At 34.8% G+C, this 23,161-nt stretch carries 25 protein-coding genes; 6 read left to right on the top strand and 19 right to left on the bottom strand.

Annotated elements, in window-relative coordinates; translation table 11 throughout:
* Nucleotides 1-8 precede the first annotated feature (8 nt).
* From V4D31_RS05350 to V4D31_RS05360, 3 genes are all read left to right on the top strand, one after another.
* Nucleotides 9-1,151 carry a hypothetical protein gene (locus V4D31_RS05350; RefSeq protein WP_353685433.1) on the top strand — a complete coding sequence of 381 codons (1,143 nt, stop codon included), beginning with the start codon at nucleotides 9-11 and terminating at the stop codon, nucleotides 1,149-1,151.
* The gene (locus tag V4D31_RS05355) at nucleotides 1,148-2,215 is read left to right on the top strand and encodes a hypothetical protein (RefSeq protein WP_353685434.1); all 1,068 of its coding nucleotides are present in this window, start codon (nucleotides 1,148-1,150) and stop codon (nucleotides 2,213-2,215) included. Before V4D31_RS05350 ends, V4D31_RS05355 begins: the two co-directional genes overlap by 4 nt.
* A gap of 434 nt (nucleotides 2,216-2,649) precedes the next feature.
* Entirely contained in the window at nucleotides 2,650-3,849 is a 1,200-nt protein-coding gene (locus V4D31_RS05360; protein WP_353685435.1) for a transglycosylase SLT domain-containing protein, read from the top strand.
* Nucleotide 3,850: 1 nt separating this feature from the next.
* Here V4D31_RS05360 and V4D31_RS05365 read toward each other — a convergent pair whose 3' ends face one another.
* The 13 genes from V4D31_RS05365 to V4D31_RS05425 form a co-directional block, all read right to left on the bottom strand.
* On the bottom strand, nucleotides 3,851-4,456 hold the full coding sequence (locus tag V4D31_RS05365; RefSeq protein ID WP_353685436.1) for a tetratricopeptide repeat protein: 606 nt from the start codon (nucleotides 4,454-4,456) through the stop codon (nucleotides 3,851-3,853).
* On the bottom strand, nucleotides 4,453-5,103 hold the full coding sequence (locus V4D31_RS05370) for a histidinol phosphate phosphatase domain-containing protein (protein ID WP_353685437.1): 651 nt from the start codon (nucleotides 5,101-5,103) through the stop codon (nucleotides 4,453-4,455). Before V4D31_RS05370 ends, V4D31_RS05365 begins: the two co-directional genes overlap by 4 nt.
* Nucleotides 5,100-5,660 carry an isochorismatase family protein gene (locus V4D31_RS05375; RefSeq protein WP_353685438.1) on the bottom strand — a complete coding sequence of 187 codons (561 nt, stop codon included), beginning with the start codon at nucleotides 5,658-5,660 and terminating at the stop codon, nucleotides 5,100-5,102. The genes V4D31_RS05370 and V4D31_RS05375 overlap by 4 nt, the downstream gene beginning before the upstream one ends.
* A gap of 1 nt (nucleotide 5,661) precedes the next feature.
* A complete protein-coding gene (locus V4D31_RS05380) occupies nucleotides 5,662-6,036 on the bottom strand; it encodes a response regulator (RefSeq protein ID WP_353685439.1) in 375 nt (124 codons plus the stop codon).
* Entirely contained in the window at nucleotides 6,017-7,873 is a 1,857-nt protein-coding gene (locus V4D31_RS05385) for an ATP-binding protein (RefSeq protein WP_353685440.1), read from the bottom strand. Before V4D31_RS05385 ends, V4D31_RS05380 begins: the two co-directional genes overlap by 20 nt.
* Nucleotides 7,874-7,875: 2 nt before the next feature.
* Nucleotides 7,876-9,120, bottom strand: a complete 1,245-nt coding sequence (locus V4D31_RS05390; protein WP_353685441.1) for an ABC transporter substrate-binding protein — start codon at nucleotides 9,118-9,120, stop codon at nucleotides 7,876-7,878.
* Nucleotides 9,102-9,326 (bottom strand): sulfurtransferase TusA family protein, encoded by a 225-nt coding sequence (locus tag V4D31_RS05395; protein WP_353684635.1) that lies wholly within the window; start codon nucleotides 9,324-9,326, stop codon nucleotides 9,102-9,104. The genes V4D31_RS05390 and V4D31_RS05395 overlap by 19 nt, the downstream gene beginning before the upstream one ends.
* Complete coding sequence (locus tag V4D31_RS05400) at nucleotides 9,307-11,130, bottom strand: FAD-dependent oxidoreductase (RefSeq protein WP_353685442.1); 1,824 nt, start codon at nucleotides 11,128-11,130, stop codon at nucleotides 9,307-9,309. The genes V4D31_RS05395 and V4D31_RS05400 overlap by 20 nt, the downstream gene beginning before the upstream one ends.
* 43 nt (nucleotides 11,131-11,173) lie before the next feature.
* The gene (locus V4D31_RS05405) at nucleotides 11,174-11,401 is read right to left on the bottom strand and encodes a 4Fe-4S binding protein (protein WP_353685443.1); all 228 of its coding nucleotides are present in this window, start codon (nucleotides 11,399-11,401) and stop codon (nucleotides 11,174-11,176) included.
* Nucleotides 11,402-11,481: 80 nt separating this feature from the next.
* Nucleotides 11,482-11,778, bottom strand: a complete 297-nt coding sequence (gene extJ, locus V4D31_RS05410; RefSeq protein WP_353685444.1) for a selenite/tellurite reduction operon protein ExtJ — start codon at nucleotides 11,776-11,778, stop codon at nucleotides 11,482-11,484.
* 39 nt (nucleotides 11,779-11,817) lie between these two features.
* Nucleotides 11,818-12,807: an NrfD/PsrC family molybdoenzyme membrane anchor subunit gene (gene nrfD / locus V4D31_RS05415; RefSeq protein WP_353685445.1), complete on the bottom strand. Its 990-nt coding sequence runs from the start codon at nucleotides 12,805-12,807 to the stop codon at nucleotides 11,818-11,820.
* Nucleotides 12,804-13,361: a 4Fe-4S dicluster domain-containing protein gene (locus V4D31_RS05420; protein ID WP_353685446.1), complete on the bottom strand. Its 558-nt coding sequence runs from the start codon at nucleotides 13,359-13,361 to the stop codon at nucleotides 12,804-12,806. The genes nrfD and V4D31_RS05420 overlap by 4 nt, the downstream gene beginning before the upstream one ends.
* A 1-nt stretch (nucleotide 13,362) precedes the next feature.
* Nucleotides 13,363-15,555 (bottom strand): molybdopterin-dependent oxidoreductase, encoded by a 2,193-nt coding sequence (locus V4D31_RS05425; protein WP_353685447.1) that lies wholly within the window; start codon nucleotides 15,553-15,555, stop codon nucleotides 13,363-13,365.
* Between the two features lie 92 nt (nucleotides 15,556-15,647).
* Between V4D31_RS05425 and V4D31_RS05430 the strand changes: the two genes are divergently transcribed.
* The 3 genes from V4D31_RS05430 to V4D31_RS05440 are packed head-to-tail and all read left to right on the top strand — an operon-like array spanning nucleotide 15,648 to nucleotide 17,118.
* Nucleotides 15,648-16,121: a ubiquinol-cytochrome c reductase iron-sulfur subunit gene (locus V4D31_RS05430; protein WP_353685448.1), complete on the top strand. Its 474-nt coding sequence runs from the start codon at nucleotides 15,648-15,650 to the stop codon at nucleotides 16,119-16,121.
* Nucleotides 16,118-16,762, top strand: a complete 645-nt coding sequence (locus V4D31_RS05435) for a cytochrome b N-terminal domain-containing protein (RefSeq protein WP_353685449.1) — start codon at nucleotides 16,118-16,120, stop codon at nucleotides 16,760-16,762. The genes V4D31_RS05430 and V4D31_RS05435 overlap by 4 nt, the downstream gene beginning before the upstream one ends.
* Complete coding sequence (locus V4D31_RS05440) at nucleotides 16,759-17,118, top strand: hypothetical protein (protein ID WP_353685450.1); 360 nt, start codon at nucleotides 16,759-16,761, stop codon at nucleotides 17,116-17,118. The genes V4D31_RS05435 and V4D31_RS05440 overlap by 4 nt, the downstream gene beginning before the upstream one ends.
* A 27-nt stretch (nucleotides 17,119-17,145) precedes the next feature.
* Here the strand turns inward: V4D31_RS05440 and V4D31_RS05445 are convergent, their stop codons facing one another.
* The 6 genes from V4D31_RS05445 to V4D31_RS05470 all read right to left on the bottom strand — a co-directional run bounded on the left by V4D31_RS05445 (nucleotide 17,146) and on the right by V4D31_RS05470 (nucleotide 23,161).
* Entirely contained in the window at nucleotides 17,146-17,688 is a 543-nt protein-coding gene (locus tag V4D31_RS05445) for an HD domain-containing protein (protein ID WP_353685451.1), read from the bottom strand.
* A gap of 13 nt (nucleotides 17,689-17,701) precedes the next feature.
* Nucleotides 17,702-18,898 (bottom strand): MFS transporter, encoded by a 1,197-nt coding sequence (locus V4D31_RS05450; RefSeq protein WP_353685452.1) that lies wholly within the window; start codon nucleotides 18,896-18,898, stop codon nucleotides 17,702-17,704.
* A gap of 87 nt (nucleotides 18,899-18,985) precedes the next feature.
* Nucleotides 18,986-21,523, bottom strand: coding sequence for a leucine--tRNA ligase (gene leuS, locus V4D31_RS05455; protein WP_353685453.1), 2,538 nt, complete (start codon nucleotides 21,521-21,523; stop codon nucleotides 18,986-18,988).
* A 62-nt stretch (nucleotides 21,524-21,585) separates the two neighbouring features.
* Nucleotides 21,586-22,251, bottom strand: coding sequence for a cytochrome c biogenesis protein CcdA (locus V4D31_RS05460; protein ID WP_353685454.1), 666 nt, complete (start codon nucleotides 22,249-22,251; stop codon nucleotides 21,586-21,588).
* Nucleotides 22,248-22,730, bottom strand: a complete 483-nt coding sequence (locus V4D31_RS05465; RefSeq protein WP_353685455.1) for a MogA/MoaB family molybdenum cofactor biosynthesis protein — start codon at nucleotides 22,728-22,730, stop codon at nucleotides 22,248-22,250. The genes V4D31_RS05460 and V4D31_RS05465 overlap by 4 nt, the downstream gene beginning before the upstream one ends.
* Nucleotides 22,727-23,161, bottom strand: coding sequence for an MOSC domain-containing protein (locus V4D31_RS05470; RefSeq protein ID WP_353685456.1), 435 nt, complete (start codon nucleotides 23,159-23,161; stop codon nucleotides 22,727-22,729). Before V4D31_RS05470 ends, V4D31_RS05465 begins: the two co-directional genes overlap by 4 nt.

The following is a 23,161-nucleotide window of genomic DNA, read 5'->3' on the forward strand; positions in this document are numbered from 1 at the left end:
GGTGTAAAATGAAAAGATTTTTGATAATAGTATGTTTAGTTGTCATAGTTAGTGGGTGTTCTCTACCTTCTTTTGCTTATAAACCAGATCCTATCTTTGAATCTCCTAATCTGAAAATCATACGTGGAGGTCATTGTTATGCTCCAGATTATTTTAAGTTTAATAAACAGAAAAACTATTGGGAATGTCCCACACCTGGTAAACTTTTTAGAGATTATAGACGGTATGGTTGCACAGCTGCCATAAAATTTGACCGTGATATAGTAGGTTTGTTTCGAGGATTAATATTTGACAGAGTGCCATCTGGAGTAGGAATCCCAGGTGCTTTTTGTTACTTTACTGATGAATTCTATGAAGGACAAGCGGTATATGACAAACAAACCGGTTTTTTAGTAGTGATGCCATATGTGATCAAAACTCCACTATGCTATGTGTATGGACCTACTACACAACGAGGGTGTTTTGCAGTGTTCTATCCAGCAAAAAACCATATGAAACTCTTTTTATTAAGAGGCAATATGAAAAAGATATTTGACTTTTTGGTAGATAACTTTGATTCTCTATATGAGGTTAATAAAATTATGGATGAAAGGCTTAAACGGTTTCTTAAACCAAAAGAAAAAAACGAGGAAAAAGACAGTAATGTCTTTAAAGAGTTGTATCAGAAAATAAAGGAATCTCATATGTCACTGTTTTGTGCAGACCACCAATTAAAACTTAACGAAAATCTCTATTCAATAGATGATCCACAATTTTCACAATGTCTTTCTACGTATTTTGGAGGATATACTAGAGTGGCAGGACCAAAAAATATTGAAGAGGCTACTGTGGTAATGCTTCTCGAAAACATAAATGCTATCATGAAATACAAAGAGGATTATCTATATGAACCAGGGAAAAGCTATATACTGAAACACATTGCGCCAGATGTTATATATCTAGTTCACTCAATCAATGACCAATTTGATTCAAATATACCGCTATGGAGAAAAAATCTGTTGCAGTGGCTTAAAGACAATATCAAAATGGATTTGTACGGCGACAATATTTATAGGGATAAACCTATTGATATTGATCCTGTTGAGCTTATAAAAAAGCTTAGAACACTAAATCCAGATACATTGTTTACTCCAAGAAAGGAGGGAAAATGATTTTATTTGTGTTAGTGATAATTTCATTGTTAATGTTTTGTAACACTACATTTGCTGGGTGGGATGCTATTATTCAGGATGTTCATAAAGAACAGGAACACATAATGCAAGAACAAAAAGAAGCAGAAAAGGAAGTAGAACGAATAGGTAAAGAAGGTCTGTTTGAAAAAATGGTTAAAGATTATCTTACACAACCATCAATAGATATGTCTTATGAGGACAAATTCTTAGCAGCAGTAGAAATTGGTAGATATATTACTGCGCATAAAATATGTATACAAAAACAAAAGAATAATCCTGATGCAGTAAAAAAGTGTGCTGAAGAAATTGAAAAGGCACGGAAAGAAAGAAAGGGAGGTTGTGTGGATCTAAAGCGGGTATCGTTTTTAATCGGAGTAGTACGTGCCGAAGAGGCACGCATTAGATCTCTTGGAAAATCTTGTATAAAAGCAACAAGTGGAGATGAAAAATTGATACAATGTAAGATAGCACAGGAAACGTTAAAGCTAACAAACGAAAGAGCAACGTTTAACTTCTTTTTAGGTACAGGGACAGTACCAACTGAAATTGGCGATGTAATTTTTGGAGCACCATTTAAAGTTACACAAATACATTCTTTTCCTGTTTCTGGGATAGTATACGACATAGTAGTGAATGGTGGGGTGATAACTATGCTTGTGCCTACCACAAAATATTACATCACTATAAAGACTATGCAAGACGTTATGGCCTCTCCTACTTTAATGCCAAAAGATATTACCGGGGAAATAATCGATTTTTCCATGCCCTTTAACCTTTCTGAAGCTAAAACCATCATAACTCCTGCAAAAGGATTTTCTATGGATACCAAAGCTGTAATAGACGTCATGAATGAAATGATTAGAAACACTAATATCTTCTGCTATCTTTCTTTTGAAGAAATCTTGACCTCCGAGAAATCCAGGAATGCTTTAGTCGAAAGTATGATAGAATATCTAACCTATCCTAATTATCTCGCTAGATTAGAAGGAACCGCCGGGAAAGCCCACCCCTTCAAAGGTAAGATGAAATCACTAAAACACTAACTCTGGTGCCACAGGGTTTACCTGTGGCACTTCTGAATGCGTAGAATGCCCTTATTTTCGTTTTTTTGTGTGGGAGTATAGGATAATATTCCCCAAGGTAAAAAATCGATTCTAGGGGCATTGTAGCAATCCACAATGCGCTAACTCTGGTGCCACAGGTAAACCCTAATACACTGTAATAAAACCGTAATTATATCACCACATACTAACGGAATACTAACATATTCTTAGCAATATGAAAATACATACAATTTGGCTAAAAATAAGGATTTTTGAGGGTTTGCTGGGATTGTTCTATTGTTTAGGAAACCTGTGCTCTATCCTACTGAGCTAAGGGGGCTAAAAAAATTATAGCAAAAAAATAAATGAAAATGCCAAATTTTACAGAACAAGAGGTTGAAAAAATAACATGTTTTAGGGTATAAAAAATAGTTATGAAAAAGATGGTGTTAATCATCCTTTTTATTTTTGCTTTTTCAAATCTGTGTTATTCTGAAGATAATAAAGATACTGCTTCTTTTAAACAGGACGAAAAAAATGAAGTAATATTTTCAGGTACTGAAGATTTTAAACTTTTACCAGATACAAAAGAAAGCTTTATTGGAAAGGTAGAGAAGCATATTAGTTTATTTTCAGAAAAATTAAAAGAAAAGTTTTCTGTATGGCTCAGTCGCTCTACAAAGTATATTGAAAAAATGAAAGAAATATTAGTTGAAAAAGGATTGCCTGAAGACCTTGTTTATTTGCCTTTAATAGAAAGTGGATTTAATATGAATGCTCGCTCAAGAGCAAAAGCAGTTGGTCCATGGCAGTTCATTGAAAGCACTGCAAAAAGGTATGGTTTAATAGTTGACTGGTGGAGAGATGAAAGAAAAGATCCAATTAAATCAACTGTTGCTGCTGCAGAATATCTTAAAGACCTTTACAAAATGTTTGGAGACTGGTCTTTAGCTCTGGCAGCTTATAATGCTGGTGAAGGCAGAATTTATAAAGCCGTAAATAGGGTTGGAGAGAATGACTACTGGATGCTTCTTAATACAAAGTATTTACCAAAGGAAACAAAAAATTATGTTCCCAAATACATTGCTGCGATAACAATTGCCAAACAACCTGAAAACTTTGGCTTTGAAAATATAAAAGAACATAAAGTGCTTACATATGATGAGGTTGTAATCCCTTCTCCTACTGATCTTGATGTAATTGCCAGGTGTGCAGAAGTTAATGTAAATACCATTAAAGAACTAAATCCAGAACTTAAAAGATGGTCTACTCCAATGAATGTTAAACAATACATTATCAGAATTCCTGAAGGCAAAAAAGATATTTTTCTTTCCAATTTTGAAAATATACCCGCTGAAAAAAGATTCAGTTATGATAAGTATATAACAAAAAAAGGTGATACGGTTTATAAAATTGCCAGGAAAACAGGTTACTCTACCACTGTTCTTTATGAAATGAACGGAACGGAAATTTTTAAAAATCTCAAACCTGGAACTGTAATAATGATTCCTCCAAATGACAAATTTACACGTTCAAAGGAAGATAAGTTTTACGAAAAAAAGCCTGTAAAAAATAAAAACAAAAAAATAAAAAATAAGAGTAAACAGGTCAAAAAAATTAAGAAAAAAGCATAAATTAGTTATTACTTTGTAATTTTTGCAATTCCTCTTTGGCAATTCCAATTAATTCAGAAGAAGGAAATTTGTTGATAATTTCTTCATAATACTTTTTTGCTTCTTCTTTGTTGTCAATTTTTGCCAATTCAAATAAAGCAACATCTTTCATTACAGTTGATCTGCTATTTACAATCTCCTTTAAAGTTTTAATTGCCTGCTGTTTTTCATTATTTTTAAGATAAATCATTGCAATTTTAAATTTTGCAAGATTTGAAAAACTCTCATCATCAGAGTTTGCTACTTTATTTAAATACTCAATAGCTTTTCTCTGGTCTTCTGCTAAGGAGTAAGAATATCCAGCATTCAAAAGATAAATGATTTTTTTCTTTTTTTCATAGGCTTTTGCAAATAAATCACCTGCCTGAGAAAATTTCTTTTGAAACAATGCTTTATATGCTTCATATTCAAGCTCTTTTGCATCGCTTTCCTGTTTAATATTGTAAATATAAAAACCTGCTATTAAAACAGCTATTCCAAGAAATATAAACATTCCTATTACAAGCTTCTTTTTTTGAGCAAATAATTTTTCCTTAAGGGTTTCTACATCTTCTACCTTTTGTTTCATGAAACTTTCCTCCTTACGATTTCTTCCATATTCTGAAATACTTTATGAATTTCTTTTTCTGTTAAGCCAGCACCTTTTAATACTTTTATAGCAAATTCTTTTGAAATAAGATCCATGGGCGAATGGGAATCAGTATTAATAACAAGTTTTGCTCCTTTGTCTAAGGCAATCCGTGCAACATGACCATTGCTCAAACTGTGACCTCTTCTTGATGTAATCTCAAGATATATATTTCGTTCTGCTGCCAGAGCTGCTTCTTGTTCAGTTATCAAACCAGGATGAGCGAGTATATCAATGTCTGACTGCAAAGCTGCCATGTTTGTTCCTTCTTTAACAGGTTCTACAAGAGTCTCACCATGAACAATAACTATTTTTGCACCAAGCATGCGTGCTTGTTTTACTAAATCAGGAATAATCTCAGGACAAACATGCGTGAGTTCTGCACCTGGAAGTAAAGTTAAAGCAGTAAAAGGCTGAATTTTCTCCATTACTTTTACAATTCTTGGAACAATAAAATCAATGTTTGATGGATCTACATGATCAGTGATTGCAAGAGCTCTGTAACCAATTGCTTCAGCTCTTCTGATGATTTCTGCTGGAATTAATTCTCCATCACTGAAAACACTGTGAATGTGAAGATCAATCATTTTATAAACTCCAGCATTTTTTTAAACTCATCTGTTCCGGCTTTTTTTAGAATTTGAAATACTAATGTTTCAGTGCATGTTATTACTGCTCCTGCATCTTTCATAAGGTTAATCCCGATTTCCCAGTCCTGTTTTTTTCTGCTACACACAGCATCACATGGTACAAAAACATAATAATGCCTTAAAAGAAAGTCAAGTGCTGTTTGACATACACATACATGGGTTTCCATTCCAGTAAGAATGATTTTTTGCCTGCCAAGTTCTCTTATTTTAATGGCAAATTTTTCTTCTCCAAAACAGCTAAAATATATTTTTTCAATAGCTTGTTCACTTAAAAGATTTCCTATTTGCTCAAGAGTTTTTCCTAATCCTTTAGGATACTGCTCAGTAAAAACAACAGGAATTTGATAAAGCTTGCAAAGCTCAATTAAAACAGTGATATTTTTTATTGTTCTCTCAATAATCTCTTCTTTCATAGCTCTGGCAAGCTTTTCCTGCATATCAACTATTACAAGTAAAGCCTCCTCAGCAGTTATAAAAAACTTTTCAGCAGTCAATTCATACCTCCTCTGCAAGTTCTCTTAAAAGTTTTATTATATCATCTATTCTAAATGGTTTGGTAACATACCACTTAACTCCTAATTCTTTAGCTGTTTGTTTGTCTACTTCTTGCCCCTTTGCTGTAAGCATAACAATTTTCATGTTCCATGAAGGAGGTTGTTTTTGTAAAACTCTGCAAACTTCAAACCCGCTCATCTTTGGCATCATAATGTCTAATAACACTATATCAGGTTTTTCCTTTTTTATTAATTCAAGACCTTCTTCTCCGTCACAGGCTTCTATTGCTTGAATATCAATGTCCTCTATTTCATCAATTATTTGAAGAATTAATTCTCTTATGATAGGTTCATCATCAACTATTAATATTTTCAATGCCTTCCTCCTTTCTTTTTAAAGGGATCGTAAAATAAAAGATGCTACCTTTGCCCAATTGACTTTCAACCCAGATTTCTCCTCCATGAGCTTCTACAATCTGTTTTGAAATTGGAAGTCCTAATCCTGTTCCTTTTGGTTTGCCTCTTATCAGGTCTCCAACTTGTTTAAATTTCTCAAAAATCCTGTCTTTTTCTTCTTCAGGAATTCCTATGCCAGTGTCTTCCACAGATACAAGGATCTCATCTCCATTAAGCTGTGCTTTGCATTTTACATATCCTTTCTCAGTAAATTTTAATGCATTTGATAGCAGATTAATAACAACCTGAATAAGTCTTTCTTTATCAGCATTTATCTCTGGAAGGCCTGGTTGAATCTCCATATAGAAGGGAAGTCCTTTCTGTTCAAAAAGTGATGAAACAGCCTTGTATGCATCTGTTATGACTTCATTTAATGAAATCTCTGTGAAATTCCATATAGCCTTACCTGACTCAAGTTTTGAAATGTCAAGAACATCATTTATCAATGAAGTTATCCTCTCTCCTTCAGAAAAAATGATGTTAAAATTTTTGTTAATCTTGCTTACTGCTTTGGATAACTTTGAATCATTAAGATCAAGATGGGGGAGAATATTTTCAACAAATTTTTTATTTATCATCTCAATAAACCCAAGTATTGAAGTAAGAGGAGTTCTTAATTCATGGCTTACCACTGTGATAAACTCAGTTTTAAGTCTATCAACTTCTTTTTCCTGAGTAATATCTCTTATTAAGATAACAGAACCAAGAATTCCTTTTGCCTCTGATTCTTCAGAAAAATACTCTTTTTTAATGCTTTTTGCAACCGCCTTTCCAATTCTTTGATTAACAAGATTTATTTCAGTGGAGACAACTTCTTCAGTATTAAGTGATTTTTTTGCCAATTTATCAAGCTCCTTTCCAAGAATTTCTACATTTTTACCTATCATTTCAAACTCTGCTTTACCAAACATCTCTGAAGCAGCAGGATTAATGTGATTAATTACTCCATCTTTGTCAACAACAATAAGTCCATCTGCCATGTTGTCAATTATAGTAGTCAGATAGGCAAGAGTATCCTGAAGCTCAACAACAGCATCTTTAAGAGCAAACTCATATCTGTCAAATACTTCGTTTATATTATTCGCCATTGATTGCATTGTATTGGCAAGAAGGCCTATCTCATCTTTTGATTTAATATCTACCTTAGCGTCAAAATCATGGGCAAGTAGTTTTTTGGCATATTCAGTCAACTGATTAAGTGGCTGGGATATTTTGTTTACCATAAAATATGCAAGAAAAACACTGAAAATAAAAATTAAAGAAAGAAGTGTAAGCTGCTTGCCAAGCACAGCCCACATTTTTTGATTAATGTTGTTTTTATTCATGCCCACATGAACATAACCCACAGCTCCTTCTGTGATTGGAGATACTATATCTAAAAAATCTCCTGCCCCATAAATACTTACATCTTTTATGCCTCTTTTGTGTATCTGAGCAATTTTTTTAATCTCTTCAGGAATTGCTGGAATAAATGTATGGGAAATTATTTCACCTGTTGAGTCAACAACGAAAACATATGAAACTCCTTCAATTTCAAGAAATTGGTCTATCATAGCCTGAACAGTGGCTGAATCAAGATTGAGAATGGTTTCAGCAGAAGATGAGGCAATGCTGCTTGCAATAGCAGTTCCTTTTGATTTGTATTCTTCAGTGAGATTATTATAAAGATGCCAGCCAGAAAAAATACTTATAGTGACAAATATGATAGCAAAGAGAAATATTATTCCTAAGAGAGTTTTCTGAAAAAGCTTTGACATTCTCATTTTTTCCATTCACTCCAGTCTTTTATTGGAACAAACTTACCATTTTTGTAAGTTGTATAATATACTCTATCCAGTGCTTGATGCTTGGTTTTAGAAAAACTTATTTTTTCATCAATGCCTATATCAAGATTTTTAATGTGTTCTACCACTGTTTTAATATTTTGTCTTTTTGGTGTTTTACCAAGTCTTTTAAGAACTTCAACAATGACTTTTGCATTGAGAAAGCCTTCAAAGCTTACAAAGCTATATTTAAGAGGTTTATAGTCTACTTCCATCAATTCTGGAGGTGGCATTGGATTATACTTATCCATAAAAGTTCTATACTGCCTTACAGCTGGCAAACTCATATCTTCATAGCTTGGCACTACCTGAGAGTTTATTAAATTATAAGTGTACTTTTTACCTGTTTTTTTCTCTTCCTCAAGAAGAAGATTTATCATAAATTCACTGCCTACAAAAGATACATTTGCAATAGGAACATCCCATCCCATGTCTCGTGCATCTCTTATAAATCCTGCACAGGCTGCATAGGCACCAACAGATATTACAGCATCTGCTCCAGCATTTTTCAGAATCTCAACCTGTTTTTTAAAGCTCTCTGAATATTTAGCACCTCTTTTATATGTTGCCTCTGCCACTATTTTATAACCATACTTTGCAAGGGTTTTTCTCACACCATCCCATCCACTTCTTCCATAGGCATCAGCTTGATAGAAAATTCCTATTTTTTTTCTTCCAATCTTTATAAAATTTTCAACAAGTCCACCTGTTTCCTGCTCATAGGATGCCCTTAAATTAAATACATATTCATCATAGGGAGGCTTTCTGTGAGGAAGAGCTCCTGTAAAAGGGAAAAATAAATAAATATTTTTGTTGCTATAACTTTTTAATATTGGAAGTATTCTTGTTACAGTTGGAGTTCCAACATAGTTAAAAAGCGTAAACACTCTATCTTCTTCAACAAGTTTTATAGTATTTTTTATTGTAGGAATCGGGTTGTATCCATCATCATATGCTTTAATAACGATTTTTTTTCCGTAAATACCACCATTTCTGTTAATATGTTCAAAATATGCCATTGCTCCTCTGTAAAGCTCTATTCCAAGCCCTCTTGTAGGACCTTTAAAGGCAGCAGACATACCAAGGTCTATAGTATCACTGTGGTGTTCTGCAAATACAAAGGATGGAATTAATAAAAGGACAATGATAATTGAAAGAGTTTTTAAAACTGAACCTGACATCTTTTTACTCCATTGCCTTCATCCTTTATCCATAAAAGAGTTTTATTATTTCTTCTACACCAATTTTTAACATCATTTTCAAAAGTTGGGCAGTCTGCAATAACCTCAAGAATATCCCCTTTTTTCATTTTCAATGCTTTGATTGTCATCTGAATTGTTGGCTGTGGACATTTCAGCCCCCGAGCATCAAGCAAAATCACTGCCATCGTTTACCTCCTCAAGTGCTTTCAATATTCCGTCTATTTCAGCTAAAAATTCTTCAGAAGTATAGCCATCAAGCTCGATTGCTTTTGAAGCACAGGCAGGTACACATATTCCACATCCTTCACATAAAACTTCAACAATTTTTGGTCTATTTTTTTCAAGTTCAATTGCTCCATAGGGACATAGAGATAAACATATTCCACAACTGCTACATTTATTATAGTCTATTTTTGCTATAAATGGCTGTTTTATTATTTTGTTGTCTTTCAAAGATGAAATAAGCTTTCCAACCTGAGCCATTGCATCAGTTATTGCTTCCTCTGTTGTCATTGGTTCTTTAACAGAACCAGTTAAAAATACTCCTGAGGGTTCTTCTAAGTTTTTATCTAAAACAACTGCAGGGCATAAAACAACAATATCACAGGGAAATTTTTTCTTTTTTAAAGAGACAATCAACAAGTTTTTTCTGTTAATTTTTAAATTTTTCAAATTTTCATATCTAAAAATTTTTGTTAAAGGATCTTTTATCGCCTGCTGATAAAGTTTGTATGCCTTTTTGCCTGGTAGCACTATCTCCTTAACAAAATGAATTATTTCAGCATCTTGCAAAGTATGTCTAATGATTCTGTTAAATTTAAAAGCATACTGACAGCATATTTTACTACAGTAAGGATAATAATTTTCATCAAGACTTCCAACACAATGAATTATGGCAATCCTTTGAGGTGACTGCCCTGAACTTGTTATTATTTCTCCTTTTGTGGGTCCTTCAGAATTTAAAATTTCTTCAAATTCCAGTGCATTGTAAATATCTTTGAATTTTCCATAGCCAAGCTCAGGAATGGCTTTACAATCCATAAGCTCAAATCCTGTTGCCCATAGTATGGCATTGATTTTTATATTTTCTTCCTTTTCTGATTCATGGAAATTTATTGCATCTACAGGACATTCCTTTATGCATAAGTTACAGTCCTCTCCTTTAAGCGCAAGACACATCTCAGGATTTATTCTTGCCACTGCTGGAAGCTTCATTGATTCTACTCTGATAGCATTTACTGGACAGACTTCTTCACATTGAGAGCAACCAATACATTTTTCAGGATTAACATAAACTGGCTTTGATATCACTTTTGCAAAAAAACTTCCAAAAAATCCTTTTAATTCTTTTAATTCTGAATTTAATCTCAGTTCTATATTAGAATTTAAAACCTCCTCAATCATTGGATGAACCATACAGGGTCCGCAGGAAAGATCTGGAAAGAGTTTTTCATACTTAACGATTTTACCGCCGAGGGAATCTTCCTTTTCAATTAGATAAACTTTCCGACCAGCTTTTGAAAGAGCAAGTGCTGCTTTGAGCCCTGCTATACCTCCTCCAACAACCATTATGTCTTTTGAAACTGGAAATTCTTTTTCAAAAAGCGGTCTTTGTTTTTTCAGTCTTTCCAGTACTCCATTGAAAAGTGCATATGTTTTTTTAAGTGCTCCTTGTTTATCTTTAGTAGCCCATGCAACCTGTTCCCTGATATTAACGAAATTTATCATGTATGGATTAATTCCTGATTCTGCTACAATGCTCTGAAATAGAGATTCTTTATTTTTTGGAGAACAAGCAAGGATAATTAAGCCATCAGGTTTTTTTAGAGTTAATAAATTTTTAATTTCTTTTTGAGTTTCCTCAGAGCAAGCTAATTCAAATTTTTCAAACCATTCAACTTTATTAATTATTAGCTGATTAAGTTTTTCAAAATCAATCTTTTCAGTTATCTGCCCTGCACAGGCACAAAAAATAGCCCCGATTTTCAACACTGCCCTCTTACTGGAATAAATTTATTTTACCACAAAAGAGTCAATCTTCTACGAATACTTCTATGGCTATTTCAGGGCAAACAACTGCGCACATTGCACATCCTATGCAACTTTCAGGGTTTGAAAATTTGGCAGGGAAATAACCTGAGGAATTAAACTCTGATAATATTTCAATGCATCCCTTAGGACATGTTAAAATGCAGTATTTACAGCCTTTACATCTTTCTGAATCAATAACGATTAAACCTTTTTTAACCTTTGTTTGCATGGATTTAATTTTAAATGTTTTAATGTTTTAATGTCAAATGTAAGGAGGAAGGACGGAAAGCACCTTCCTCCTTGATTTGATTAACAGCCTTCAACAGCTTTTTTCTTCTTTGGTGCAGGTGTTGCTTCTTTACCCTTTTCCTTTTTTACAACACCATCTTTTACTGTAACTTTGTCTCCCACTTTAATACCTTTTACATTTTTAACTTCTACTGTAACTTCCTTGCCATCAGCCTGCTTGATTGTAAGTTTTTTTCCTTCAATCTTTGTAACCGTTCCCTGTACTGCCTCAGTTTTCTTTACATCTGCAGCAAAAGATGTAAAAGCTACTGCAAATACAAATGTTAAAACCAATAGTAATGCTACCGCTTTTTTCATTCTGTCACCTCCTTTCTTTTCAGAATTTGTTAAATTATATCAATAAGAAGACAGTTTTGTTAACTGTCCAGCATAAACTATTGCTGCTCTTAAAATTAAAGTTCCAGCAAGAACTAAAATAGCTGCAAAATTCATTCTAAAAATTTGAGCCTTTGTAAACTCACCATGAATGCCATCTTCAAACTCTTTTAATTCACCGAGTTTTATTCTCAATGCCAATGGAAGGAGTAGAAAAATAACAATCAAAGCAATTGTAAATATGAAGTGTTCACTTGTAAGAGAAAAAAATGGTGCAATAGCTTTTTTATACGGTGCGGTGGAAGTGTAAAGTCCATAGAAAAACAATGCTATCACCACAAGCTCTGCAACAATTAACCATATATCAATTTTTGTAAATAAAAATTTTATCTCTGCTTTTTTAGCTATTATAACAACCATTGCAGCACCTGATGAAAGAGCTGAAACAAGAAACAGAATTGGCAGTGTTGCATTATTCCATAGAGGAATTGCTGCAAAGGAACTTAAAAGCACACCGGTGTATATTCCAAGAAATATTCCAAGAGCAAAATTGAGTTTTGCAATAGGTCTCATTTTTGGTGCAAGCTTTTCAGAAATTTTTATAAGAAAAGACAATTTTAAACGATGTCTCTGCTCTTTTGGAATAACAGCTAAAATGTAAAGAACATTAGCAAAAAGCACTACTGGCACTCCCCAGGTACCCCAGGACATAAGAGATAGTGGCTGAAATGTCAAATAACCCCAGAAAAGATGTAAAGGAGAGCCAAGATCAAAAATTATAAACTGCGCACCAACAGCAAGAACTATAAAGGCAATTAATGGAGCTCTAACACATTGAGCAAGTTCTTCAACAGGTTGTTTCGGAATTCTTAAGTTTGCAATTGAGCACATCACAAGCATTCCAGCAGAAAGACCTCCAAGAAATAAATAAATGATAATTCTCCAATCCCATACTTCTAAGTGAGGAAAGGTTATTGTATTTGTTCCTGTTATACTGAGTTCTATCATCATAGACCTCCTGCAAATTTTTTATTAATGTAAAATACTCTTGGACGAGTCCCTGCAAATTCAAGTCTAACAGTGGCATCATGCTTTTTAAGAAGTTGAGACACTTCACTGTTTGGATCATCAAGATCGCCAAATATTCTTGATTTACCAAGACATGTTTCTACACAGGCAGGTTTTTTCCCTACTTGAAGTCTGTGCTCACAGAAAGTGCATTTGTCAGCCACTCCCTCTGGAGTTGAATATCTTGCATCATATGGACAGGCTAAAATGCAGGCTTTGCATCCAATGCATTTTTTCTTGTCAATCTGAACTGTTCCATCCTCTGCTCTGTGGGATGCTCTTGTTGGACAGGCATCTATACAGGGCGCATTTTCGCAGTGATTGCAAAGTTCTGATCTTAACTCCATTCTTAAATATGGGAATTCTCCCCTTGTCTCTTCAACGACTCTCGTTCTAAAATATCCATCTGCAACATTATTTTCTTTTTTACATGCAATAACGCATGCCATGCATCCAATACATCTTTCAACATCTATAACCATGGCATATCTTGGCATATCAGACCTCCTTGGCAATTTTTACAAAATTAACTCTCATACCAACACTTCCAGAAATCGGATCAATATCATATCTCGTTATCAACTGCTGATCATCAGCACCCCTAAGGTATGCTCTATGTAGAAGTTTTGATGTAGTGCTAAATCCATGAACAAGATAAATACAATCTGGTCTGATTCTCTCTGTAATTTTTATCCGAACTTTATTGGATTTCACACCATCTTGATTTATCAATATAATGTATTCTCCATTTTTAAGTCCCATTTTCTTTGCAACCTTTGCATTTACCCAGGCAACATTTTCCTTCATTAGTTCCCAAAGAGATGGATTATTCGTTGTTCTTGAAAAAGTATGAACTGGAGCTCTTCCATATATTAATCTAAACCAGCCTTCTGCTGGCTGAGGATGCTTTGTATACTTTGGAACAGGATCAAATCCTTTTTCTTTTAATTCTTTACTGTAAAGTTCAATCTTTCCTGAGGGTGTTTTGAATTTTGGCTGATTATCAGCTGTTATGTAAGGCTTTTCACTTTCTGGAAAACTTATGTATCCATTTTTTACAAGCTCACTATAATCTATCCCCCAGGTTTGACACTTCATTTTTAAGAAATCTTCAAAGGTATTCCATGGGAAGTATTCTTCAAGACCAAGTCTTTTACCGAGTTCCTTTGCTATCCACCAGCCTGGCTTGGTATCATACATTGGCTGTACAACAGGCTGGCGAATTGAAACTCCAAAAGCTCTTTCCTTAACAGTGAATAAATCATCGTGACGCTCAAGATAGGTGCATTCAGGAAGCACGACATCAGCAAGCATTACTCCATCATAGGGCATCATGTCAACTGCTACAAGAAGGTCAAGTTTCTGAACAGCTTGCAATGTATCCCTTTGATTTGGCATTGCTTTCATTATGTTTGTTCCTGTAATAAACCAAGCTTTTATTGGATAGGGTTGTTCTGTTAATGTAGATTTAACAATTGCATGGGTTACTCCTTCTTCTCCTGCAAAAGGATAATTGCCTTTGTTTATTGCTGGTTTTTGTGGTGCTGGATAATCTTTTTCTGAAAGAAACACTGGTTCAAGTTTTTTCTTTGGACTGAGATATATTCCACCAGGTCTTCCATAGGCTCCAAGAAGTGCTGTTAATATGGCAACAGCACGCTGACGCTGAACATTGTCTGAATACCAGGCAGTGTGTCTTCCAGGATGTATCAAAACATGAGGTTTATTTTTCCCGATTATTCTTGCTGTCTGAACAATTAAGCTAACTGGAATCTCCGTTTCCTTCTCTGCCCATTCTGGCGTATATTCCTTTACAGCCTGGGCAACTTCATTAAAACCTACAGTGTATTTTGCTACATATTCTTTATCATAAAGTTCTTCCTGAATTATCAAGTTTATCCAGCTAAGTAAAAGTGCCAGATCAGTGGCTGGTTTTATTGGTAACCAGTATTTTGCCTTACTAGCAGCAGTTGAAAATCTTGGATCTACAACTATTACAGTAGCCCCCTCACCCACTGCCTCAGCAAATTCCTGACACTGAGAGTTATGAGCATTTTCTCCGAGATGACTACCTATGAGCACCACTACTTTGCTGTTTTGAATATCGAGTCTTTCAGGATTGCCAACATCTTCTCCATAGGTGACTTCAAAGGCAACACCTCGAGCTCCTCTACACAAAGCAAAGGAAGGCATTGCAAAATTTGGCGAACCAAAAGCCTGAAGAAGATGCATAAAATAGGTTGATATTGTTCCATGTGTAAGAAGAGCTATTGATTCTGCTCCATACTGTGCTTTAATTTTCTGCATTTTATCTGCCACAAATCCAAGTGCTTCATCCCATGAAACTTTTTTAAACTTTGCCTCTCCTCTTTTGCCTGTGTTTATAAGTGGAGTTTTTAATCTGTCTGAGTCATAAAGAAGGCCTATTCCACCATGACCTCTTGCACATAATTTACCACGAGAATTTGGATGAAGCGGATTTCCATCAAGCTTTACAACTTTACCATCCACAACCTTTGCAATAACGCCACACCGCCAAAAACACATCTCACATGTAGTGGGCACATATTGGGGTAATGAGACAGGCTTTTTACCAAGACCTAAAACAGAAGTTACCACTGAAGTTCCAGCTACAGCTACACCACCTGTTGCAGCTGCAATTTTTAGAAAATCTCTTCGGGTAATGGTCATACCTTCACCCCCTTATTTTTGTTATACTATGTATAAATAATAGTAGCTAAAAAATTTTTTGTCAATAGATTTTTTAAATAGGATATATGGGTATGGAAAAAATTGCTTTAAATGATAATAATTTGCATAACCAAAAAAGAAGGCTTTTTTTAAAAAAGATAATAAACTTTATTTTTTTAATTGCTGGGCTTTTATTTGCAGTTACTGGTTTAATTTTTTTAAAGCCTAAAAAACCAAAAAATAGACCTCTCAATTTTTTTGAAATCTCAGAGGATAAAATTCCTAAGGAAGGTGTAAAAAAAGTAGACATTGCTGTGGAGGAAGGAAAGTTAATAAAAATATTTCTGGTTAATAAAAATAATTCAATTATCGCTATTAGCCCTGTATGCACCCATCTTGGCTGTTTTGTAAATTTTGACAGAACCGTAAATGAATTCATATGTCCATGCCATGGTGGTAGATATGATATAGAAGGGAAGGTAATTGATGGTCCTCCGAAAAATGCTCTTCATAGACTTCCTATTAAGATGGAAAACGGTAAAATTTTTATAGGGATAAAACTATGAAAGTTGTTGATTGGTTTCTTGACAGATTCAGATTAAAATCAGCCCATAGAGAAATTTTTGAAAGAGATATTCCAGAGGGAATTAATTATTTTTACTGTTTTGGTGGAATTGCCTTTACAGCATTTTTAATATGTTTGCTCTCCGGGCTTTTTCTATCATTTTACTATACTCCTTCTGAAAAAGAAGCTTATTTAAGCATTCAGAAAATTCATGAAGAAGTATATCTTGGAAAACTAATGCGGGGAATTCATAAATGGTCTGCTAATGTGCTTATTGTAAGCCTTATAATTCACTCAATAAGAGTTTTTATTACCAGGAGTTATAGGCCTCCCCGGGAATTAAACTGGATTGTTGGAGTTATTATATTCATAATTGTGATGTTTGAAGGCTTTACTGGTTATCTTCTTCCATGGGATCAGAAAGCCTATTGGGCAACTGTTGTAGGAACAAACATTATTGGAAGCATACCAATAGTGGGAGAGACTCTTTTACTAATTGTAAGAGGCGGATATGATGTAACAGCAACTACTCTTTCAAGGTTTTACAGTTTTCATGTGCTGTGGTTTCCCATGATTATAATTCTTCTTTTATGGGCACATTTTCATATGATTAAAAAACTTGGCATATCAAAGCCTTTATGAAAAAGAAATTTTACCCTGATTATCTTATTGAAATTCTGTTCTTTGCAATTATTACTTTTGAAATAATTCTTATACTGGCATTCCTTTTTCCTCCTGTGATTGGCAGAGAAATTGATTTCACAGCAGCCTATCAACCTCGTCCTGAGTGGTATTATCTCTGGCTGTTTTATCTGTTAAAATTTTTCTCAACTGATAAAATTTTCATCGGTGGAGTTTTACTGCCTTTTACATTAATAGCCTTTCTCATGTTAATTCCATGGCTTGAGAAAAAAATTGGATGGAAATTAACATCATTTATCGGACTAATTTTTCTACTTCTATTTATTGTAACCACCATAATTCAAGCTTTATCATAATAGCCCATAGGGGTATATTGAAGCTGCTTAGTCATCTCTCTCGAACAAATTAAGCCATTCTTTAAAAATTTTTACCTTTTCCTCACCATATCTTGAAAGATCTTTTATTATTTCCTCCACAGTTCTTACTCTTACAGATCCATCAGACTCTTTTGAGAAAAACTTGTCTGCATAGGAAATTATTTTTTCTTCCATTGTAACAGGAACCATGTCTCTATGAGGCAGGGGAAGATTTTTTTTGATTATCTCTTCCATTGTTATTCCAACTCCTGTATGTCTTTCACAGACAAGAGCATGCTTTTGAAATCTCTCTTTTTCAAGAATTTCCCGACCAAGATATCCATGAGCAATATAGGGAAATCTTCCATGACAGTCAAGTTTTGGAGTATTTGTCATAAAAATCCCAATATCATGAAGCATCGCTGCTTCATAAATAAACTGTTTGTCTACATTAAATTTTTCTGCGATTTTTAAAGCCTTTTCTGCAACTGCTTTTGAATGATTTATGAGTATTTTATATGCCATGCTCTGAGGATTGTAGTATTTTTTTATGATTTCAAAAGGATCCATAAAATTTATTATATCATGAACTTTTTAATTGAGCTGGTAAGATTTTAAGAAAAATAACTCCTCCTGCGAGGCATATCAAAGAGTAAATTTCAAGCACTGTCTTAACTCCAAATTTTTCAACTAATGCTCCAACAAGAAGATTGCCTATAGGTGTAAATCCAAGAAAAACAAAGGCAAAAAAGCTCATTACTCTCCCTCTAAGTCTTTGCTCTGTTAGATGTTGAATAAAACTGTTACTTACAGTAAAAAAATTAACAAAAGCAACGCCAAGTAAAAATGCAAATCCAATTGTTAAATAAATATTATGAGAGAGGGTAACTCCAAAAAGTCCTATTGGAAACAAAAGAGAAGCTCTGAAAATATGGTTCAATTTCTCCGGTATGTCTCGCCTTAAAGCTATGAAAATACCTGACAGAAGCGAACCTACGCCAACGGATGACACTATCATACTAAATCCCTTTGCTTCCACTTTTAATATCTCTCCAGCTATTATCGGCAGTATAGTCATAAAAGAAAGTCCGAATAATGTAAAAATTCCCACAGAGCAAATTATATTTAAAATTTGTCTGTTTTTAAGAATAAAATACAATCCCTCTTTTAAACTCTCTTTAAAGGAAACATGGATTGAGGAAGTTGAAAAATTTAATTTAATACTGAAAAGAATAAAAATAAGTGGAAGAAAGCTTAATGCATTTAAATAAAAACACATGTAAAAATTTAAGTGAGCTACAATAAATCCTGCAAGCATTGGTCCTACGATTCTTGCAATATTAAAAGATATTGACTGCATTGCTACAGCAGAAGTAATCATGTCCGGATAGACTATTTCAGTTATAAAAGCCTGCCTTGCTGGCATATCAAAAGCTGTAGCTATTCCGAGAACAAAAGAAGCAATAGCAATATGCCAGATATTTATAAGGTTTAAATGAATTAGTACTCCAATTACCACAGCAGGCAGAGCTGAAAAAGTCTGAGTGACAATTAAAATATTTCTTCGTGGATATCTATCAGCTACCACACCTCCAAATAAAGTAAAAAGCAGTGTGGGAAATGAAGCAAGAAAGGAAATCAAACCAAGATAAAAGGCAGATTTTGTAAGAACATAAACAAGCCAGCTCTGTGCTATATGCTGCATCCATGTGCCACTTAGAGATATGACCTGACCTATCCAGTAGGCTCTAAATTCTTTAATTTTCAAAGGATGGGACATTTTTTATTATATCATTTTAATAAAAAAGAACCTCTTCGGTGCCTAAGAGAGGCTTACCAAAGAGATTCTTGACAGGATAAGTTTACTCTATCCTTTCACCACGATGTTGACCAGCTTGCCTTTTACAGGGATTACTTTAAGGATTTCTTTACCATTTATCCATTGCTTTACTTTTTCATCATCAAGGGCAATTTTTACCACTTCTTCATCACTTAATCCTTGTGGAATCATTATCTTTGAACGAACCTTGCCATTTATCTGAACAACAAGCTCTATCATTTGCTCTTTTGCAAGCTCTTCATCATAGGAAGGCCATGATTCATTGAGGATAAAACCTTTTTCTCCCATTTCATGCCAGAGTTCCTCAGCAATGTGAGGTGCAAATGGGCTTAGAAGAAGGAGGAAGTTTTTAAGGGCGAATTTAAATACTTTGCGGTCTTCATTAGTTTTTGGTTCATAGTTGTAAACCTCATTAACAAACTCCATGAGCCTTGCAATGGCTGTGTTAAACTGGTATTCCTTTTCTATGTCAAGGGTAACACGCTTTATTGTGCGATGAATAAGGCTTAAGAGACTGAAAGCTGAAGGCTGAAGGCTAAAGGGATCAATGCTTTCAGTATGAGTCTCCTCTTTAAGCCATCCATGATTTTTATAAAACAGGGCATATACTCTCTTTAAAAATCTATGTGCACCTTCAACGCCCTGGGAAGACCATTCAAGGTCTTTTTCAGGCGGTGCTGCAAAGAGTGTGAAAACCCTTACTGTATCTGTTCCGTAAGTTTCAATCATCTCATCAGGATCAACAATGTTTTTCTTTGACTTTGACATCTTCTCCACTCTTCCTGTTTGCACATGTTTTCCACAGTGGATGCATTTTCCATCTTTTACTTCCTTTGGAAAAAGCCAGTCATGCTCCGGGCAGCGGTAACTTTCCATGCAGACCATTCCCTGTGTAAGAAGTCTTTGAAATGGTTCATCAAAGGGAACAATTCCTAAATCACGAAGCACCTTTGTGAAAAATCTCGCATAAAGAAGATGTAGCACAGCATGCTCCACTCCACCGATGTACTGATCAACAGGCATCCAGTATTTTATTTTTTCTTTATGAAAAGCCTCCTCATCTTGCAAAGAGCAGTATCGGACAAAATACCATGAAGAGTCAACAAAGGTATCCATTGTATCTGTTTCTCTGCGAGCATCTCCCCCACAACGAGGACAGCGTGTTTTATAAAATTCTTCAACATATTTAAGAGGAGACTCGCCCTTCCCTGTAAGATTCACATTTTCAGGAAGTATCACTGGAAGGTCTTTCTCAGGTACAGGAACAATGCCACAGTTGTCACAATAGATTATGGGAATTGGTGTTCCCCAGTAACGCTGCCTCGAGATTCCCCAGTCACGAAGCCTGTAATTAACAGTTTTTTTACCAAGCCCTTTGTCCTCAATGTAGTCTGCAACTGCTTTTTTACCCTCTGCTGATGGAAGCCCTGAAAAAGCTCCTGAATTAACCATAACTCCTTGTTCTTCGTATGCCTCTTTTAAAGGCTCAGGCAAATCTTTATCAACAGGCTTTATGACGACTTTTATAGGAAGCCCGTATCTTACAGCAAATTCAAAATCCCTCTGGTCGTGGGCTGGAACGCTCATTATTGCTCCTGTTCCGTATTCCATCAAAACAAAGTTGGCAATCCATATGGGAACTTTTTCTCCGTTAAGGGGATTTATTGCATATTTTCCAGTGAATAAACCTTCTTTAATCTCAGGCTCACGCTGAAGCCTTCTTATTCTCTTTAAAGCTTCCCTGTCCTCGCAGAGCCTCTCTGCAAAGGGATGCTCTGGTGATATACACATGAATGTTACACCGAATATTGTATCAGGACGGGTTGTAAAAATTCTTAATGCATCATTCATTCCATCAATTGGAAAATCAACTTCAACACCTTCACTTTTCCCAATCCAGTTACGCTGCATTGTAAGAACCTTTTCAGGCCATCCAGTAAGTTTATCACAATCCTGAAGCAGTTCTTCTGCATAGGCAGTAATTCTTAAAAACCACTGCTCAAGCTCCTTCTGTTCAACCTGAGACTCACATCTCCAGCAGGTTCCATCAATTACCTGCTCATTGGCAAGCACTGTGGCACAGGAAGGACACCAGTTGACAAAGGATGATTTTCTGTATGCAAGCCCTTTTTCGTAAAGCTTGAGAAATATCCATTGATTCCATCTATAGTATTCAGGAGTGCATGTGGTAACTTCACGCCTCCAGTCATAGCTCAAGCCAAGTTTTATAAGCTGACTTTTCATGTAATCAATGTTTTCGTAAGTCCATTTTGCAGGATGTACTCCGTGCTTTATGGCAGCATTTTCTGCAGGAAGGCCAAAGGCATCCCATCCCATTGGATGAAGCACGCTGAAGCCTTTCATCCTTTTGTATCTTGCAATAACATCACCAATTGCATAGTTCCGGACATGACCCATATGAATTCTTCCACTTGGATAGGGAAACATCTCAAGACAATAAAATTTTGGTTTTGATTTTTCTTCATTTACTTCAAAAATTTTTTGTTCAAGCCATATTTTTTGCCATTTTGTCTCTATTTCGCCTGGATCATAATTCGATAGCATGCCTCTTCCTCCCCAGTTTTTTTGGTTATTATATAGAGAAAAATGCTAAAAATTCAAACATTTTACTGAAAAATCATGAATAAGCCTAAAAAAATTAGAATAAAGCCAATGGCATAATTCATCCATTTAAAAAATTTCATAAATCTTTTCAAATATTGCATCAGGGCATTGATTAATAAAGATAATACTAAAAAAGGAATTGCTATACCAAGTGAGTATGCTCCAAGCATCTTTAATCCTGTAATAACGCTGCCACTCATGCCTGAATAGATTAAAATACTTCCAAGCAAAGGTCCTATGCAGGGTGACCATCCTGCTGCAAAACCCAAACCTATAAGAAAGGCTCCCAATGGGCTACCAAATTTTTGAATTTTCAGATTTAATCTGAATTCTCTTAAAAAAATTCCTGATCTTATGAGTCCTAAAAGTAAAAAACCAAACAGAATAAGAAAAACTCCACCAATAATTTTCAAATAATATTGATAGTCAAAAAAAAGACTTCCGATAAGAGAACTTCCAGCACCAAGAGCAAGATATACAGTGGAAAAACCGGCAATAAATAAAAGAGTGTGAAATAAAATACGGAGTTTAGAACTACCCTGAGATATTTCAGTTATTGAGAGTCCTGAAAATAGTGAAATGTATACAGGGAGTAAAGGCAAAATACATGGAGAAAAAAAGCTTAAAAATCCACCTGCAAAAGCTGCAATCAGTGTTATCTCATTCATCTACCGCACTCAGAAGGGTCTCCCTTGAGTTTGTCAATTGCATGGGCAAGTGCATCCATTATTGTCTGCAGGGATTCTTTTACAGCTTTCGGGCTTCCAGGAAGATTTATTATTAAGGTTTTTTCTCTTATACCTGCAATTGCTCTTGAAAGGATTGCAGTCTTTGTTTTCTTGTATCCTTCCCATCTCATAGCCTCTGCAATTCCAGGAACCTCCTTTTCAATAATTTCACGGGTTGCATCAGGGGTTACATCTCTTGGGTGAAGCCCTGTTCCACCATTTGTGAAAACTAAATCTGCCTGAGTTGTTGCTTCAAGAATTGCCTTTTTTATTTCTTCCTTTTCATCAGGAACTATTTTGTAAAAAACAACATCTGCCCATGAATGAACCATCTCCTCAATAACTTTTCCGCTCATGTCTTGTCTTTCACCTTTTGAGCCTTTATCAGAAACAGTAATTATGGCAACTTTGTACTTCATAGCTTTAATATCTCATCTCCAACTTTAATTTTTCCTCCTTTTAAAACCCTTGCAAAAACTCCTTCTTTTGGCATAATGCAGTCACCAACAGTTTTAAAAATCTCACATTTACTATGACAGCTTTTACCGTGCTGAGTAATCTCAAGGATACATTCTCCGATCTTTATCTTTGTTCCTATAGGAAGGCTTATTAAATCAACTCCTTCAGTGGTAATGTTTTCTGCAAAATCTCCATAATTGAGATTTAAACCTTTTGCCCTCATTTTCTCAATACTTTCAACGGATAGAAGACTAATTTGCCTGTGCCAGTGGGAGCCTGCATGCGCATCTCCTTCAATTCCAGAGTTTTCAATAACAATTGCCTCTGAAACAGATTTTTTTGTTGTTCCTTTGTTTTTGCTTATGTTTATTGAAACAACTTTACCAATCAT

Source organism: Thermodesulfovibrio sp. 3462-1, from assembly GCF_040451425.1.
Classification (GTDB): domain Bacteria; phylum Nitrospirota; class Thermodesulfovibrionia; order Thermodesulfovibrionales; family Thermodesulfovibrionaceae; genus Thermodesulfovibrio; species Thermodesulfovibrio obliviosus.

Coding starts and splice junctions, on each gene's coding strand:
- V4D31_RS05360 (WP_353685435.1), top strand. CDS start 2,650: ATGAAAAAGATGGTGTTAATCATCCTTTTTATTTTTGCTTTTTCAAAT.
- V4D31_RS05435 (WP_353685449.1), top strand. CDS start 16,118: ATGAAAGTTGTTGATTGGTTTCTTGACAGATTCAGATTAAAATCAGCC.
- leuS (WP_353685453.1), bottom strand. CDS start 21,523: ATGCTATCGAATTATGATCCAGGCGAAATAGAGACAAAATGGCAAAAA.
- V4D31_RS05355 (WP_353685434.1), top strand. CDS start 1,148: ATGATTTTATTTGTGTTAGTGATAATTTCATTGTTAATGTTTTGTAAC.
- V4D31_RS05445 (WP_353685451.1), bottom strand. CDS start 17,688: ATGGATCCTTTTGAAATCATAAAAAAATACTACAATCCTCAGAGCATG.
- V4D31_RS05425 (WP_353685447.1), bottom strand. CDS start 15,555: ATGACCATTACCCGAAGAGATTTTCTAAAAATTGCAGCTGCAACAGGT.
- V4D31_RS05420 (WP_353685446.1), bottom strand. CDS start 13,361: ATGCCAAGATATGCCATGGTTATAGATGTTGAAAGATGTATTGGATGC.
- V4D31_RS05350 (WP_353685433.1), top strand. CDS start 9: ATGAAAAGATTTTTGATAATAGTATGTTTAGTTGTCATAGTTAGTGGG.
- V4D31_RS05370 (WP_353685437.1), bottom strand. CDS start 5,103: ATGATTGATCTTCACATTCACAGTGTTTTCAGTGATGGAGAATTAATT.
- V4D31_RS05440 (WP_353685450.1), top strand. CDS start 16,759: ATGAAAAAGAAATTTTACCCTGATTATCTTATTGAAATTCTGTTCTTT.
- V4D31_RS05450 (WP_353685452.1), bottom strand. CDS start 18,898: ATGTCCCATCCTTTGAAAATTAAAGAATTTAGAGCCTACTGGATAGGT.
- V4D31_RS05470 (WP_353685456.1), bottom strand. CDS start 23,161: ATGATTGGTAAAGTTGTTTCAATAAACATAAGCAAAAACAAAGGAACA.
- V4D31_RS05395 (WP_353684635.1), bottom strand. CDS start 9,326: ATGGCAGTGATTTTGCTTGATGCTCGGGGGCTGAAATGTCCACAGCCA.
- V4D31_RS05430 (WP_353685448.1), top strand. CDS start 15,648: ATGGAAAAAATTGCTTTAAATGATAATAATTTGCATAACCAAAAAAGA.
- V4D31_RS05405 (WP_353685443.1), bottom strand. CDS start 11,401: ATGCAAACAAAGGTTAAAAAAGGTTTAATCGTTATTGATTCAGAAAGA.
- V4D31_RS05390 (WP_353685441.1), bottom strand. CDS start 9,120: ATGTCAGGTTCAGTTTTAAAAACTCTTTCAATTATCATTGTCCTTTTA.
- nrfD (WP_353685445.1), bottom strand. CDS start 12,807: ATGATGATAGAACTCAGTATAACAGGAACAAATACAATAACCTTTCCT.
- V4D31_RS05465 (WP_353685455.1), bottom strand. CDS start 22,730: ATGAAGTACAAAGTTGCCATAATTACTGTTTCTGATAAAGGCTCAAAA.
- extJ (WP_353685444.1), bottom strand. CDS start 11,778: ATGAAAAAAGCGGTAGCATTACTATTGGTTTTAACATTTGTATTTGCA.
- V4D31_RS05460 (WP_353685454.1), bottom strand. CDS start 22,251: ATGAATGAGATAACACTGATTGCAGCTTTTGCAGGTGGATTTTTAAGC.
- V4D31_RS05365 (WP_353685436.1), bottom strand. CDS start 4,456: ATGAAACAAAAGGTAGAAGATGTAGAAACCCTTAAGGAAAAATTATTT.
- V4D31_RS05385 (WP_353685440.1), bottom strand. CDS start 7,873: ATGTCAAAGCTTTTTCAGAAAACTCTCTTAGGAATAATATTTCTCTTT.